At 59.7% G+C, this 16,018-nt stretch carries 5 protein-coding genes; 4 read left to right on the top strand and 1 reads right to left on the bottom strand.

All coding sequences use genetic code 11. The features are described from left to right. Positions 1–23 precede the first annotated feature (23 nt). Positions 24–794 carry an IclR family transcriptional regulator gene (locus tag QMK52_RS24380; protein WP_122734373.1) on the bottom strand — a complete coding sequence of 257 codons (771 nt, stop codon included), beginning with the start codon at positions 792–794 and terminating at the stop codon, positions 24–26. Between the two features lie 219 nt (positions 795–1,013). Here QMK52_RS24380 and QMK52_RS24375 point away from each other — a divergent pair, with 219 nt between their 5' ends. The 4 genes from QMK52_RS24375 to QMK52_RS24360 all read left to right on the top strand — a co-directional run bounded on the left by QMK52_RS24375 (position 1,014) and on the right by QMK52_RS24360 (position 16,003). After that, positions 1,014–2,156 carry an efflux RND transporter periplasmic adaptor subunit gene (locus QMK52_RS24375; RefSeq protein WP_413817825.1) on the top strand — a complete coding sequence of 381 codons (1,143 nt, stop codon included), beginning with the start codon at positions 1,014–1,016 and terminating at the stop codon, positions 2,154–2,156. Between the two features lie 5 nt (positions 2,157–2,161). Then, positions 2,162–5,299 (top strand): efflux RND transporter permease subunit, encoded by a 3,138-nt coding sequence (locus QMK52_RS24370; RefSeq protein ID WP_122734376.1) that lies wholly within the window; start codon positions 2,162–2,164, stop codon positions 5,297–5,299. Continuing rightward, the gene (locus tag QMK52_RS24365; RefSeq protein WP_320403577.1) at positions 5,296–6,729 is read left to right on the top strand and encodes an efflux transporter outer membrane subunit; all 1,434 of its coding nucleotides are present in this window, start codon (positions 5,296–5,298) and stop codon (positions 6,727–6,729) included. The genes QMK52_RS24370 and QMK52_RS24365 overlap by 4 nt, the downstream gene beginning before the upstream one ends. Before the next feature lie 268 nt (positions 6,730–6,997). Next, on the top strand, positions 6,998–16,003 hold the full coding sequence (locus tag QMK52_RS24360) for an Ig-like domain-containing protein (RefSeq protein ID WP_320403576.1): 9,006 nt from the start codon (positions 6,998–7,000) through the stop codon (positions 16,001–16,003). Positions 16,004–16,018 lie beyond the last annotated feature (15 nt).

Raw genomic sequence — 16,018 nt, 5'->3', positions numbered from 1 at the left:
GCTGGCAAGTCGGGTGTTGTAGCTCAATCGTGTTGGCGGCCAATCACACGTTCTATGGCGTCTTTGGTCTCGAGCAACGCAGCTTGAAAACGTTCGGCATGCACCTTTGCCCGCGAGGCCGGTGCCACGACCGTGATTGAGAAATTGCCCAGGTAGGTGCGGATGATGGTCGCGTAGGAGCAAATACCTTCGATGTACTCTTCCGTTTCCTGGGCGATGCTGCTGGCACGGATCTGTTCCAATTCTGCCAGCAGGGCCTTTTTGTTCAGCGTGGTGCTTGTCAGCGCCGGCAGCTGTTTTGGCAGGATGGCTTCGAGGTCCTGAGGTGACAGTTCGGCCAGGAGTATCTTGCCGCTGGACGTTGCAAATGATGGGGGGTTGATGCCGATCGGAAAGACAATGCGCAATTCCCGTTCAGCCACCACTCGATCGATCACATACACCTTGTCGCCGATCAAGGACGACAACGTCACCGACTCGTTCAACAGCTGGCCAAGCTCGATCAGAAAGGGCTGAACCGATGAAATAATGTCGGTCTGGGTCTGGTTGATCAGCAAGCCCAGTGCGGTCCCCAGCCGAAAGCCGCCCTGTGGGCCGATGGATTCAACAAGGCGTTCTTCTTCCAGGGCGGTGATGATCCGTTGCACCGTTGAGCGCGGCAGGTCGACGGCTTGCGCAATCGCCGCATGGCTCAAGCCCTTCGGGTTGTTTCCCAGTGCACGCATGATGGCGGCCGCCCGCGCAATGACCTGAATGCCACCATTTTTTTCCTGCTTGAGTGTCTCGTCGCTCATGTCGTATTCGCTCGCCTTTTTGCCGAACGCCCATCTTACCCGATAGCGCCCTCTGGTCCTGGTGATCACCACATTTGGCGCACGTGATTGCGTGATGTTTGAGCGTTCGCCAAGGGTTTTTGAAAAGTACAGATTGATTTTGGTGAATCGTATAGTGATACACTGAACCTTATCGTGGTTCACGTATCTTTTTTTTCATCTTCCTGGGGAGTGCTTCTGGTGAAGCTCAGATGGCCGTCGCGTGCTGTACATATTCTTCCGCTCACCACCGCGTTACTGGTGGGCTGTAATCAATCCGAACAGGTTTCGACCGCCAGTCCTCCGGTGGAGGTTGGGGTCTATACGGTCAAGGCCGAGTCCTTGGTCATGACCACTGATCTGCCTGGGCGAACCTCGGCTTATCGCGTTGCGCAGGTACGCCCACAAGTCAGTGGCATCCTGCAAAAGCGGCTGTTTGAAGAAGGGGCACAGGTCAAGGAAGGACAGCAGCTCTACCAGATTGATCCAGCGACGTATCAGGCCACTTTGGCCAGGGCGCAGGCCAACCTGGATACCGCGCAAAACCTGGCCAAACGCTACGCGAGCCTGCTGGAAACCAAAGCCATCAGCCGCCAGCAGCATGATGATGCGCAAGCGGCGTGGAAGCAGGCCAAGGCCGATGTTCAGGTCGCCAGCATCAACGTCCAGTACACCAAGGTGCTGTCGCCGATCAGTGGGCGGATCGGGCGCTCCAACATCACTGAAGGTGCACTGGTGACGAACGGGCAGGGCACGGAACTGGCGACGGTCAACCAGCTGGACCCCATCTATGTCGATGTGACCCAACCCATTATCCGCATGTTGGCGCTGGAGCGTGCGCTGGAGTCCGGCAGCTTGCAGAGCACGGGCGCGGGGCAGGCACCCGTCACCCTGACCCTGGATGATGGCAGCGCATACCCATTGCCGGGTACGTTGAAGTTCTCTGAAGTCAGCGTTGATCCCGGCACAGGCTCTGTGACTATGCGTGCGGTGTTTCCTAACCCCAACGGTAAGTTGCTGCCCGGCATGTTCGTCCATGCACAACTTAAGGAAGGCGTGCGCGAGGCGGCCAAACTGGTGCCGCAGCAAGGCATTATTCGCGACAGCCGGGGCGTCGCCACGGCTTGGGTGATCAAACCGGATGAAACCGTCGAGCTGCGTGAGCTGCAAACCTTGCGCACCGTGGGCAATGCCTGGTTGGTCGGCAAGGGGATCGAACCTGGAGAGCAAGTGGTCACCGAAGGGGTGCAACGCTTGCGCGCGGGAGCAAAGGTCAAGGCCAGCCCGGCCACTAACGTTGAGTTGATCAGCGACTTCAGCGCCACGACCGGCGAAGGGAGCTGATACCCATGTCCCGTTTCTTTATCGACAGGCCGATTTTTGCCTGGGTTATCGCCTTGATGCTCATGTTGGGGGGCGCGTTGGCGGTGATTTCGCTGCCCGTCAACCAGTACCCGAATATTGCGCCACCCGCCGTGCAGATCACCGTGACCTACCCGGGTGCGTCGGCACAGACCGTGCAGGACACGGTGGTGCAGGTGATCGAGCAGCAGCTCAATGGTTTGGATGGCTTGCGCTACATTTCCTCATCCAGCAACACCGATGGCAGCATGCAGATCATCGTCACCTTCGATCAGGGTACCGACCCGGACATCGCCCAGGTACAGGTGCAGAACAAGCTGCAACTGGCTACCCCCATGTTGCCCGAAGAAGTCCAGCGCCAAGGCATTCGAGTGGTGAAGTATCAGGTCAACTTCATGTTGATTCTGGGGCTGGTCTCGACCGATGGCCGAATGTCGGACTTCGACATGGGCAACCTGATTGTTGCCAATCTTCAGGACCCTATTTCACGGACCAAGGGGGTCGGCGACTTTTTAGTCTTGGGTTCACAGAACGCCATGCGTATCTGGCTCGACCCCGGCAAGTTGAACAGCTATCAGTTGGTGCCCCAGGACGTCATGAGCGCGATTTCGGCGCAGAACGTCCAGGTGTCATCCGGCATGCTCGGCGGTTTGCCGGCACGTAAAGGTATTGAGTTGTCGGCCACGATTATTGGCAAGACGCGCATGACCACCGTGGACGAGTTCCGCGAGATCCTGCTCAAGGTCAATCCCGACGGCTCGCAGGTTCGTATTAAAGATGTGGCCGAAGTGGGGCTTCAAGCGGAAAACTTTTCCATTTCAAGCCAGTTCAACGGTAAGCCTGCCTCAGGGCTTGCGTTGCGCCTTGCCACCGGTGCCAACCTGTTGGATGCGGTCGCGGCGGTCAAGAAAACCGCGGATGAGCTCAAGCCTTACCTGCCGGAAGGGGTTGAAATTGTATTCCCCTACGATACCTCGCCCGTGGTGGCAGCCTCGATCAAGTCGGTGATCTACACCCTGTTTGAAGCGATCGTGCTGGTGTTTCTGGTGATGTTCCTGTTCTTGCAGAACGTTCGGGCCACGCTGATTCCTTCGTTGGCGGTACCCGTGGTGCTGCTGGCCACATTCGGCGTGTTGTTCGCCTTTGGTTTCACCGTCAACGTGATGACCATGTTTGCCATGGTGCTGGCCATTGGTTTGCTGGTGGACGATGCCATCGTGGTAGTGGAGAACGTCGAGCGGATCATGGCCGAGGAGGGGCTGTCGCCTAAAGAGGCGACACGCAAATCCATGGACCAGATTTCCGGAGCCCTGGTGGGTATCGGTCTGGTGATTTCGGCGGTGTTCATGCCGATGGCGTTCTTCAGCGGTTCGGCGGGTGTGATCTATCGGCAATTTTCGATCACCATCATTGCCGCAATGAGTTTTTCGGTGCTGGTTGCCCTGATATTTACGCCTGCGCTGTGTGCCACCTTGCTCAAGCCGCACAAAGCCGGCGCGCACGAGAAAAAGGGCTTCTTTGGCTGGTTCAACCGCACGTTCGAAAAAAACACGCTGCGCTATGAGCGCGGCGTCAAAGGCATCCTTACGCGGCGCTGGCGCTTCATGGGTATTTACCTGTTATTGACAGTGGGAGCTGGGTTGCTGTTTACCAAGATCCCAATGGCATTTTTGCCTGACGAAGACCAGGGCATCATGGCGGTTCAGGTGCAACTGCCACAGAACGCCAGCGCAGAACGGACCGAAGACGTTCTGGGGCAGGTGCGTAAATTCCTGTTGAAAGACGAAGGCGTTGGTATTTCATCGGCCTTCACCGTGAACGGTTTCAACTTTGCCGGTCGCGGCCAGAGCAGCGGGATCGTGTTCGTGGCCTTGCGGCCGTTTGCCGAGCGTACATCGCCTGAGCTATCGGTATTCGCTATCGCCAAGCGTTTGAACGCGAAGTTCGGCGCAATCAAAGACGCCAACGTGATTGCCCTGGTGCCACCCGCGATCCTGGAGATGGGTAACTCGACCGGGTTCAACGTGTTCCTGCAGGACAACGGCAATGTCGGGCATGCCGGCCTGATGGCTGCCCGTAATCAGTTCCTGGGGTTGGCGGCACAAGATCCGACGTTGATGCTGACCCGGCCTAACGGCCTGGATGATGAAGCGCAGTACCAGGTCATCATCAATGATGAGCAGGCGCGGGCGCTGCAGGTGTCCATCGCCGACATCAACCAGACGATGTCGGTCGCCTGGGGCTCGGCCTATGTCAATGACTTCATCGACGGCGGCCGCGTCAAGCGGGTGTATGTGCAGGGCGACCAGGACTCACGCATCGCGCCTGAAGACTTCGACAAGTGGTACGTACGCAACGCACAGGGCGAAATGGTGCCGTTTTCGGCGTTCGCCACGGGCAAGTGGGTGTATGGTTCGCCGAAGCTGGAACGCTACGGTGGTATCTCTGCCATCGAACTCCTGGGTACACCGGCCCCTGGCTACAGTACCGGTGATGCCATGGCAGCGGTTGAACGCATCGCGGCGCAGTTGCCTCCTGGCATCGGTATGTCCTACACCGGCTTGTCCTATGAGGAGCGACACGCGGGTGCGCAGGGGCCAATGCTGTATGCCTTGTCGTTGCTGATCGTGTTTTTGTGCCTGGCCGCACTGTATGAGAGCTGGGCGATTCCGGTGTCGGTGCTGTTGGTGGTGCCGCTGGGTATTCTCGGGGCTGTCTGTGCGACCTTGCTGCGCGGGCTGTCCAACGACGTGTTCTTTCAGGTCGGGATGCTCACCACCATGGGTTTGGCGGCGAAGAATGCGATCTTGATCGTGGAGTTTGCCAAAGACCTTTATGAGCACCAGGGACGCACGCTGGTCGAAGCTGCCGTGGAGGCTGCCCGCCTGCGCTTGCGGCCCATCATCATGACCTCGATTGCATTCATTATGGGCGTGTTGCCCTTGGCCCGGGCTGTCGGCGCGAGCAGTGGCAGCCAGCACTCCATCGGCACCGGCGTGGTGGGCGGTACGCTCGCGGCGACCTTCCTGGCGATCTTTTTCGTGCCCTTGTTCTACACGTTCGTCACCGGCCTGTTGAGCAAAAAGAAACAACCGGATAACGCCCCGTCGGGAGAGCAAGCATGAGACTTAAAACGTTGACGCTCTGTGTGTGCCTCGGATTAGGCGTGCCTGGGTGCAGCCTGATTCCGAAAAAATCCTGGTTGGAAGTGCCTGCCGAGAACGCCTGGCCGCAAGGCGCTGCCTATGCTCAGCCTGGCTTGATCGAGGCCAATGCACCCCGGGTACTGTGGAATGACTTTTTCCGCGATGACGGGCTGCGACGGATGATTGCCGTGGCCCTGGAGAACAATCGGGACCTGCGGGTCGCGGCCCTGAATGTCCAGGCTTATCGTGCGCAATACCGGATCCAGCGCTCGGCACTGTTTCCCTCTGTGGATGTGAATGGCAGCGGCAACCGGCAGCGGTTGCCGGCTGATCTGTCGAGTACGGGGAGCTCCGGTATTCAGAGTCAATATGGACTGAATGTCGGCATCACCTCTTATGAGCTGGATGTATTTGGACGCGTCAGTAGCCTCAACGCGGCGGCTCTGGAAAATTACCTGGCCACCGCACAGGCGCAGAACAGCATCCGTATCGGCTTGATCGCCGATGTGGCGAGTGCGTATCTGACGTGGCGTACCGACCAGGCGTTGCTTGAGCTGACCAGCAGAACCCTGGACAGCTACAGCGCGAGCCTGGCGCTGACCAGCCAGGCACATCAGGCAGGTACGTCTTCCGAGCTCGATGTACGTCAAGCGCGCACTCAAGTCGACACGGCCAAGGCGCAAATGCTGCAGTACACCCGGCAAGTTGCCCAGGACGTCAACGCCCTGCGGCTGCTGCTGGGTGCCAACCTGCCGAATGACCTGCCCAATGGCGCGCCGCTGGACGGCGCCGTCCTGGCGGATATTCCCGTGGGCCTGCCGTCCGATCTGCTGCGCCACCGTCCGGATATCCTGCAGGCCGAGCACCAGTTATTGGCTGCGAATGCCAACATCGGCGCGGCTCGGGCGGCATTCTTTCCCTCGATCCGCTTGACCGCGACGGCTGGGTCGGCCAGCAGTGAGTTGGGTGACCTGCTCAATGGTGGCCAGGGCAGTTGGAGTTTTGCCCCGCAGATCAACGTGCCCATTTTCAATGGAGGACGGTTGCGCGCTAGCCTGGATTACGCCGAGATCCAGAAAGACATCAGCGTTGCCCAGTACGAAAAGAGCATCCAAACCGCGTTTCGCGAGGTGGCCGATGGCTTGGCGGCGCAGGGCACCTTTGGCAAGCAGTTGCAGGCACAGCGTGATCTGGTGATGGATAGTCGCGCCTATTTCGATTTGGCGCAGCAGCGCTATGAAACGGGTGTTGACAGCCATTTGACCCTCCTCGATGCCCAGCGACTGTTGTTCACGGCCGAGCAAAGGCTGTTGAGCGATCAACTGCTTAAGCTGGACAGTCAAGTCCAGCTATACAAGGCGCTAGGCGGAGGTTGGGAGCCCTCTCAACTGATCAGTTCCGCTCGATAGTCACGTCAAAAAAACGGGCCAGCGTTGGCTGGCTCGTCAACGATCGCCATGAGTTTTCTCTCCTTTTTTCTGAAACGCCTGCTCGAGTCAGTCGTGATGCTGCTGGGAAATGTCCTACATATTGGTGGGAAATTTCTCACGAGTATGTGCGCCGGTAAATGTCCGAACACCGCATGTGTGACCGGGCGTTATTGGTTTGGCTGACTAGCCCTAGACGTTGTTTGAAGGGCGCTCAGTCGAATTTCTCACATTTGGAGTGAAAGCACGTATGGCGCAGGTTAGTTTGATAGATATCAAATCTGGAAAACTGGTAGAGCAGGCAACGGGTAATTCCACCACCGTTGGCAGCCCCAGTATCGTAAAGATTTCGTTGAATCCTGAAACGCTGAAGTCGGCTTCCCGGGCTGGCGACGATTTGGTCATCGTGTTGAAGTCCGGTGAGCAGGTCGTGCTCAAGGGCTTTTTTGTTGTGGCGGCTGACGGTCTGCACAATGAGTTGGTGTTGGAAAACGAAGGGAAATTCTGGCACGCGACTTATGAGCCAAGCCAGGCATCACTTTCTTTAAAAGAGATTTCCAATGTAGATGAGCTGCTTGTGGAGGACGGTGACAACACCTTCATGTGGCTCATTGGTGCACTTGGGCTTGGCGGCGTAGTGGCGCTGGCAAGTCACAGTGGCGGTGGCGGTGGCGGTGGCGGTGGCGCAAACGCTTCTGTCAGCGCTACCAAACCGTCTGCGCCTGTGATCAGTTTCGATACTCAGGCCAACAAGCTCGCTATCCAGGGCCGCCCCGGCGCTGCATTTGAGGTCAAGGGGGAGGGTGGTCAGGTACTTGCCTCCGGCACGCTGGGTAATGATGGACGTGTGCAGGTCGAGCTACCTTCAAGTGCCAGCCATCAAACTATCACCACGACTCAGACGGAGAATGGCCTTCAGTCTGATCCTTCCGTAGCACTCACCCTGCCGCTGATGAAGCCGACGCTGGGCACGCTAAATCCCGACACCGGGGAATTGCCGGTCACCGGCAAGCCAGGCGCGACCGTGCAGGTGCAGGACCAGAACGGCAACCCGATTGGCAACCCAGTCACTTTGGACGACAAAGGCCAGGGCACCGTGACGTTGCCGGGCAACACCAGCGGCCAGCAGGTCGGCGTGGTGGTCAAGGACGGTGACACGCAGTCGCCTGCCACCAACGTTGACGTGCCGCTGTTGGCACCGCAGTTGGGCACTGTCGATCCTGAGACCGGCAATGTGGCGGTCACCGGCAAGCCGGGCGCGACCGTGCAGGTGCAGGACCAGAACGGCAATCCGATTGGCAACCCAGTCACTCTGGACGACAAAGGCCAGGGCACCGTGACCCTGCCGGGCAACACCAGCGGCCAGCAGGTCGGCGTGGTGGTCAAGGACGGTGACACGCAGTCGCCTGCCACCAACGTTGACGTGCCGCTGTTGGCACCGCAGTTGGGCACTGTCGATCCAGCCACCGGCAATGTGGCGGTGACCGGCAAGCCGGGCGCGACCGTGCAGGTGCAGGACCCGAACGGCAACCCGATTGGCAACCCAGTCACTTTGGACGACAAAGGCCAGGGCACCGTGACGTTGCCGGGCAACACCAGCGGCCAGCAGGTCGGCGTGGTGATCAAGGAAGGTGACACCCAGTCTCCAGCCACCAACGTTGACGTGCCGCTGCTGGCACCGCAGTTGGGCACTGTCGATCCAGCCACCGGCAATGTGGCGGTGACCGGCAAGCCGGGCGCGACCGTGCAGGTGCAGGATGCAAACGGCAATCCGATTGGCAACCCAGTCACTCTGGATGACAAAGGCCAGGGCACCATAACGCTGCCAGGCAACACCAGCGGCCAACAAGTCGGCGTGGCGCTCGATGACGGCACCAACCCGCCGCTCACGACCAACGTTGACGTACCGCTGCTGGCACCACAATTGGGCCCTATCGATCCAGCCACCGGCAACGTAGTGGTCACCGGCAAGCCAGGTGCGACCGTGCAGGCGCAAGACCAGAACGGTAACCCGATTGGCAACCCAGTCACTCTGGATGACAAAGGCCAGGGCACCGTGACCCTGCCAGGCAACACCAGCGGCCAACAGGTCGGCGTGGCGCTCGATGACGGCATCAACCCACCGCTCACGACCAACGTCGAAGTGCCGCTGTTGGCACCACAATTGGGCCCTATCGATCCAGCCACTGGCAACGTAGTAGTCACCGGCAAGCCAGGCGCGACCGTGCAGGCGCAAGACCAGAACGGCAACCCGATTGGCAACCCAGTCACCCTGGACGACAAAGGCCAGGGCACCGTGACGCTGCCAGGCAACACCAGCGGCCAACAAGTCGGTGTGGCGCTCAATGACGGCACCAACCCGCCGCTCACGACCAACGTCGAAGTGCCGTTGCTGGCTCCGCAATTGGGTCCTATCGATCCAGCCACTGGCAACGTAGTAGTCACCGGCAAGCCGGGCGCGACCGTGCAGGCGCAAGACCAGAACGGCAACCCGATTGGCAACCCAGTCACTCTGGACGACAAAGGTCAGGGCACCATAACGCTGCCAGGCAACACCAGCGGCCAGCAGGTCGGCGTGGCGCTCGATGACGGCATCAACCCTCCGCTCACGACCGACGTCGAAGTACCGTTGCTGGCTCCGCAATTGGGCCCTATCGATCCAGCCACCGGCAACGTAGTGGTGACCGGCAAGCCAGGCGCGACCGTGCAGGCGCAAGACCAGAACGGCAATCCGATTGGCAACCCAGTCACTCTGGACGACAAAGGCCAGGGCACCGTGACCCTGCCAGGCAACACCAGCGGCCAACAGGTCGGCGTGGCGCTCGATGACGGCATCAACCCGCCGCTCACGACCAACGTTGACGTACCGTTGCTGGCACCACAATTGGGCCCTATCGATCCAGCCACCGGCAATGTAGTGGTGACCGGCAAGCCAGGCGCGACCGTGCAGGCGCAGGATCCAAGCGGCAAGCCAATTGGCAACCCAGTCACCCTGGACGACAAAGGCCAGGGCACCATAACGCTGCCAGGCAACACCAGCGGCCAACAAGTCGGCGTGGCGCTCGATGACGGCATCAACCCACCGCTCACAACCAACGTTGACGTACCGCTGCTGGCACCACAATTGGGCCCTATCGATCCAGCCACCGGCAATGTAGTGGTCACCGGCAAGCCAGGCGCGACCGTGCAGGCGCAAGACCAGAACGGCAGCCCGATTGGCAACCCAGTCACCCTGGACGACAAAGGCCAGGGCACCATAACGCTGCCAGGCAACACCAGCGGCCAACAAGTCGGCGTGGCGCTCGATGACGGCATCAACCCACCGCTCACGACCAACGTCGAAGTACCGTTGCTGGCACCACAATTGGGCCCTATCGATCCAGCCACCGGCAATGTAGTGGTCACCGGCAAGCCAGGCGCGACCGTGCAGGCGCAGGACGCAAACGGCAAGCCAATTGGCAAACCAGTCACTTTGAACGATAAAGGCGAGGGCACTCTCACACTGCCTGGCAATGTCAGTGACCAAAAGGTCGGCGTGGTGCTCAATGACGGCACCAACCCGCCGCTCACAACCAACCTTGACGTGCCGTTGCTGGCACCACAGTTGGGTCCTGTCGATCCTGCCACCGGTCTGTTGCCGGTCATCGGCAAGCCAGGGGCCAGCGTTCAGTTGCAAGACAGTACTGGCGCCTCGATTGGTAATCCTATCGTCCTGGATGCCCAGGGCAACGGCACGTTGACGCTGCCTGCAAACACCGCTGGCGAAAGCGTGCAGGCTGTGCAGACGTCGGACACCATCACATCGCCGACCAGCCCAACGCTGGCCATCCCCACATTGACCCCTACCGTGGGCACAATCGACCCGCAAACCGGCATCCTCGAAGTGACGGGCAAACCAGGCGCGACCGTGCAGTTGAAAGACAGCACGGGCAAAACCGTGGGTACTCCGGTCACCCTGGACGCCGACGGCAAAGGCACGTTGCAAATCCCGACCACCCTGAGCGAGCAGCCCGTGACGGTCACCCAGACCGTGGACAACAACGAGTCCCTGGCCACCGCTCCACAGACCGTGCCGTTGTTGAAGCCAGAGCTGGGTGATGTCAACGCCGCCACCGGCGGGTTGACGGTTACCGGCAAACCAGGTGCCACCGTGCAGTTGCAAGACAGCACTGGCAAATCGATCGGTACTCCAATCGTCCTGAGTGACGAGGGCGAAGGCGTGCTGACGTTGCCTGCAAACACCTCAGGCGAAAGCGTGAAGGCCGTGCAGACGTCGGGTACGGCCACATCGCCCGCCAGCGACTTGCTGACTGTCCCCGTATTGACCCCCGTCGTGGGCACAATCGATCCGGAAGGCACCCTCCTGGTGCAGGGGAAACCCGGTGCCACCGTGCAGTTGAAGGACAGCACAGGCAGCACCGTGGGTACGCCAGTCACGCTGGACGCGCAAGGCCAGGGCTCACTGCAAGTCCCGACCACCCTGAGCGAGCAGCCTGTGGCGGTCACCCAGACCGTGGACAACCTCGAGTCACCACCCACCACCGCGCTGACCGCGCCGTTGTTGAAACCCGAACTGGGTGATGTCAACGCCTCCGGCCAACTGCTGGTTACCGGTAAGCCGGGCGCCAGCGTGCAATTGCAGGACAGCGAAGGAGCACCGATCGGCGCGCCAGTGATCTTGGATGAGCAGGGCCAGTTCCTGATCACGCTGCCCAAGGAAGCCAGCGGCGAAAATCTGCAGGCCGTTCAAACCTCGGGCACTGTGCAATCGCCCGTCAGCAATACCGTGTTGGCGCCAGTGCTTGCGCCGGTTGTGGGCGCTGTCGATGACGCGAACAATCTAGTGAATGTTCAAGGCAAGCCGAACGCGACCGTGCAGTTGAAAGACAGCACTGGCCTGCCGATAGGCAACCCCGTGACCCTGAATGACCAAGGCGAAGGCCAGATCCCATTGCGCCCGCAATTGAGCAACCTGGATCTGACCGTCACCCAATTGGTCGACAGTGTCGAGTCCGGCCCTTCCGGCGTGGCGGTACCTATGCTGACACCGATACTGGGTCAGGTTGACGGAGGAACGCGAAATGTCACCCTGGACGGTAAACCTGGGGCCTTGTTCCAGGTATTTAACGACGTTACAGGCGAGGTCTACGTTCGAGGTGTTTTCGATCTGGACGGTAAGGCAACGGTAACGCTGCCCTTCAACGCCAGCGGACAAAGAATCAGCGCCAGCCAGGAAGACGCTGCTACCACCAGCCGCACGGGTGCGCTTGACGCACAGTTTGACAACCCGGCGCTGCAAACGGTCGAACCGGCCAAGCCGGCCAAGCGCTCAGAAAAGGCCCCATCGATTGAGGTTCCGCTGTTCGAGCCGAAATTGACTTTCAACGAAGACGGCACCGCCCTGGAAATCGTCGGTATGCCGGGTGGGCAGGTAGAGGTCAAGAACGCTGCGGGTGAAGTGGTTGAACGCCTCACATTGGGCAATGATGGCAAGGGCAATCTGGTCCTTTCTCCGGCATTGCGTGGAGAGTCGGTCAGCGTAACCATCAAGGATGGGCAGGAAGAATCGGCGACGGTACAGACGGCCATTCCTTTGCTCAAAGTGGTGTTGGGCCCGGTTGATCCAAAAACCGGCCAGACGGCGGTCGAAGGCAAAGCGGGCGCCAGCGTGCAGTTGCAGGACAAGGATGGCAAGCCGGTGGGGTCGCCTGTGACGTTGGATGCCCAAGGCAAAGGCGTGATCTCGATCCCGGCCTCCCTTGGCGCAGAGACTCTGCAGGCGGTTCAAACCTTCAAGGAGGCCAAGTCACCTGTCAGCGATGCCCTGGTGGTTCCGCTGCTTGCGCCAACCCTGGCATTTGATGCGGCCAAAGAGGAGCTATCGGTCACCGGCAAGCCAAACGTCTCTGTGCAGTTGCAGGACAAAGACGGCAATCCGGTCGGCGCGCCGGTGCAACTGGATGCACAAGGCCACGCCGTGATCAAGCTGCCCCAGGCTCTGGGCGGTGAGGAAGTGGGCGTGGTTGCTCAAGCGGCAGGTATTACGTCGCAGGTCGCGACGCTCGAAGTGCCGTTGCTGGCGCCGGTGTTCGGCGCGGTCGATGCGGTCACCGGGCAGGTGAGCGTAGAAGGTAAGCCCAACGCTATTGTGCAAATCAACAACCCGGACGGCACAATCGTTCGTGTGCCTCTGGATGCAAATGGCAAGGGCAGTGTGCTGTTGCCTTCCGGCGTGAGTGGTGAAGACCTCAAGGCGACGGTCAACCTGGGCAGCCTGGAGTCGGCGCCTGCCACCCTGTCGGTGCCTGTGCTGGCGCCCCGTGATGCGGTGATCAATGACACCGGCAGTGCGGTAACGGTCAAGGGCAAGCCGGGCGAAATCATCAAGGTCATGGATGCCAGCGGCAAGGAGCTGGGCAGTGGCGTGGTGAACAAGACCGGTTCTGTCGAGATTGCCTTGAGCACGCCTCAGAAGACCGGCGCCGTCTTGAGCGTGACGGCCTACGACGAGGGGAAGGCTTCGCCAACCGTTTCTGTCGTGGCGCCGTTTATCGATGCGGACCTGCCATTGCCACCTACCGACCTGAATATCAACCCCAGCGGCACTCGCGTGTTGGGCAAGGTCAAGCCAGGTGAAACGGTCAAGATCGTCAACCTTGATACCCAACAGGATCTGGGCACGTTCGCAGCTGGGCCTGACGGTATGTTTTCGGCCAATATCCCCGCGCAGAATGGTGGTGACAGGCTTGCCATCAGCGCGGTCAAGGGTGACAAGGTTTCGGCGCCTGCGCTGTTGCTGGTACCCCTGAGCGCCGAAGACACGCCAGCCAAGCCTTTCGATGTGAGTGTGGACGCCACCGGCACCAAGGTGCAGGGCAAGGGTGCGCCGAACACCATCGTATTGATCAAAGCGGCGGACGACACAACCGTGATCGCCAAGGGCATCGTCGGGCCGGACGGCACTTTTGAGGTCACTATCCCCGTACAGCCGGGCGGTCAACTGTTGAATGTCGCGTTGCAGAACAAAGATAAGGTGTCCGCTTCTGAATCGGTCATGACGCCGCACATTGCCTCCAATACGCCGACAGAGGTGCAAGTCGACGAAGCCGGCACCCAGGTGACGGGCAAGGGCAACACGGGCGAAACCATTCGCGTCAAGGATGCCCAGGGCAAAGAGATCGGTTCCGGGGTTGTCCAGCAGGATGGGACCTTTGTGGTCAACATCCCGAAACAGCCCGACGGCACCACCCTGGCGGTGACGGCACAAGGGCAGGGCGTGGAGTCCGCGCCGGCCTATGTGAAAACACCGGTCACTGAGGTTGATCGACCTGCACAACCGGAAGCTCACCTGGATGCCGCCGGCACCCAGATCACCGGCAAGACCCTGCCGGGTGCGAGTGTGTCGGTCAAGGACGCCAACGGCCAGTTGCTGGCCGGGCCAATCGTGGCTGGCGAGGACGGTACGTTCGCCGCAACCATTACCAGGCAGCCTGCGGGCAGCAAGGTTTCGGTGGTGGCTGAATTGGCAGGCAAGGAGTCGCTGCCAACCGAACTGATTGCACCTCAGGTAGCAGGCGAGGCCATCCCGGCGCCGTTGAGCGCGATGATCAGTGCCGATGGCAAACTTGTCTCCGGCAAGGCCACCCCCAATACCAAGGTAGTGGTGAAAAATGCCGCAGGCGAGACCCTGGGCGAACAACCTGTCGGTGTCGACGGCAACTATGAGGTGCCGGTAAAAGTACAAATGGGCGGGACAGTGTTGCAGGTGACTTCAGCGTCCCTGGATAACCAGTCCACCTCCACAGGTTCAGTGTCGGTAACGGCGCCGTATCAATTGGTGGCGGAACACAATGAGGTCACCGTCAGCCAGTTTATTGATCCAAACATCGCCAACCTGGAGCAGAACAAATCCTCTACCTTCGTCACACCGGGCAGCTCGGGCGTCAACAGCGTTCTTAATTGGTTTTCCAATACGTTGGGTGGCGGGGATCTCTTGCCGACTTCAGCCACCTATCACTTCGTTGTCAGTGACAGTGAGAAGGTCGAGATTACGGTCAATAGCTCGGCACCGGTAAACGTTGATGTGGGCAACTTCAATGGCGTGAAGCTGGAGAAGTTGATCGATGGTAAGTGGGTTGACGTGCGCAGCAGCAGTGCAGGCGGGCTGGGCAACCTGTCGGTTCTGCCGATCTTTGCGTCCAAGTCGGGTATTTCCCTGACCTACGAAATGCCGGGTGAGTACCGGGTGACGGTCAATAACTTTGACATTTTGGGGGTTGGGGCCAAAACCTACACCACCAGTATTGTTCATACCTCGTTCATTGGTGGTTTTGCCAACAGTGCGATAAAGAGTGACCTGATTCTGCCGGCAGGCGCAACGTTGTTGAAGGTCAACGACACGACACTTGCCAATGAAGTGCGCACGGTGGTCAAAGGCCAGTTTGGTGAGTTGAGCATCGGCGTCGATGGTCAAGCCACCTACAGGCAGAACAGCAACGCCACCCCTTCGGACCGGACCGAGACGTTCTCGTACGAGGCCAGGACCGCCGAGGGAGCCCGGTTCACATCGACTTTCCACATTGATATCAAGGCCTATTCCGTCTCGGGTGATTTGATCGACAGTGATGATGCCAGCATCGTCAGCGTCGATGGCAAATCGGTGCCTTCGATCAATCAGGAAACCATTGCCGGTAAATACGGTGATTTGAAAGTCGCGGCGAACGGTGACTACACCTACACGCCAAAGCTCAGCCTGACGGGTCTGAATGAAATCGAGACCTTCTCGTATCAGGTACGGCACACGAACGGCGAGACGGTGACCTCCACCCTGGCGGTGAAGATCGCCGACTCCAAGCTCGTCACCGAGCTCAACGAGGTGTCAACCGGTGTGGCCCCTGCGCCTGATCTGGCGGCGCAACTCGCTCAGCCGGAAAGCCAGTTGCAGACAGACGTCGACAGCGACACTGCACTGCCGTCGTTCAACCTGGGTCAGGGGCCAAACCTGGACGTCAACAAGCTGGTCAGCCTGCAAGCCAAGGACGATCCGGCCAAGCCCGCGTTGACGGTGACCCTGAACGATATCTTGCAAGCCGATGGCACGGTGTCGAAATCCACGTCTGCCTCGACCCTGGACTTGCCGGATTCGTGGAAACCCGATGGCGTCAAGGCGCCGCTGGATGGCCATGAGTATGTGCACTACATCGATGAAACGTCGAAGAAAGACCTCTGGGTCGAGAGTGGTGTTTCCGTCGTTTAAGTCGTAATGACAGAG

It is taken from the genome of Pseudomonas sp. P9_2, from assembly GCF_034008255.1.
GTDB lineage: Bacteria > Pseudomonadota > Gammaproteobacteria > Pseudomonadales > Pseudomonadaceae > Aquipseudomonas > Aquipseudomonas synxantha_A.
This window is presented reverse-complemented; position numbering and strand designations above follow the sequence as displayed.

What these genes read in the sequence shown, in the direction of transcription:
- QMK52_RS24370 (WP_122734376.1), top strand. Translation starts at nt 2,162, where the DNA reads ATGTCCCGTTTCTTTATCGACAGGCCGATTTTTGCCTGGGTTATCGCC.
- QMK52_RS24365 (WP_320403577.1), top strand. Translation starts at nt 5,296, where the DNA reads ATGAGACTTAAAACGTTGACGCTCTGTGTGTGCCTCGGATTAGGCGTG.
- QMK52_RS24360 (WP_320403576.1), top strand. Translation starts at nt 6,998, where the DNA reads ATGGCGCAGGTTAGTTTGATAGATATCAAATCTGGAAAACTGGTAGAG.
- QMK52_RS24380 (WP_122734373.1), bottom strand. Translation starts at nt 794, where the DNA reads ATGAGCGACGAGACACTCAAGCAGGAAAAAAATGGTGGCATTCAGGTC.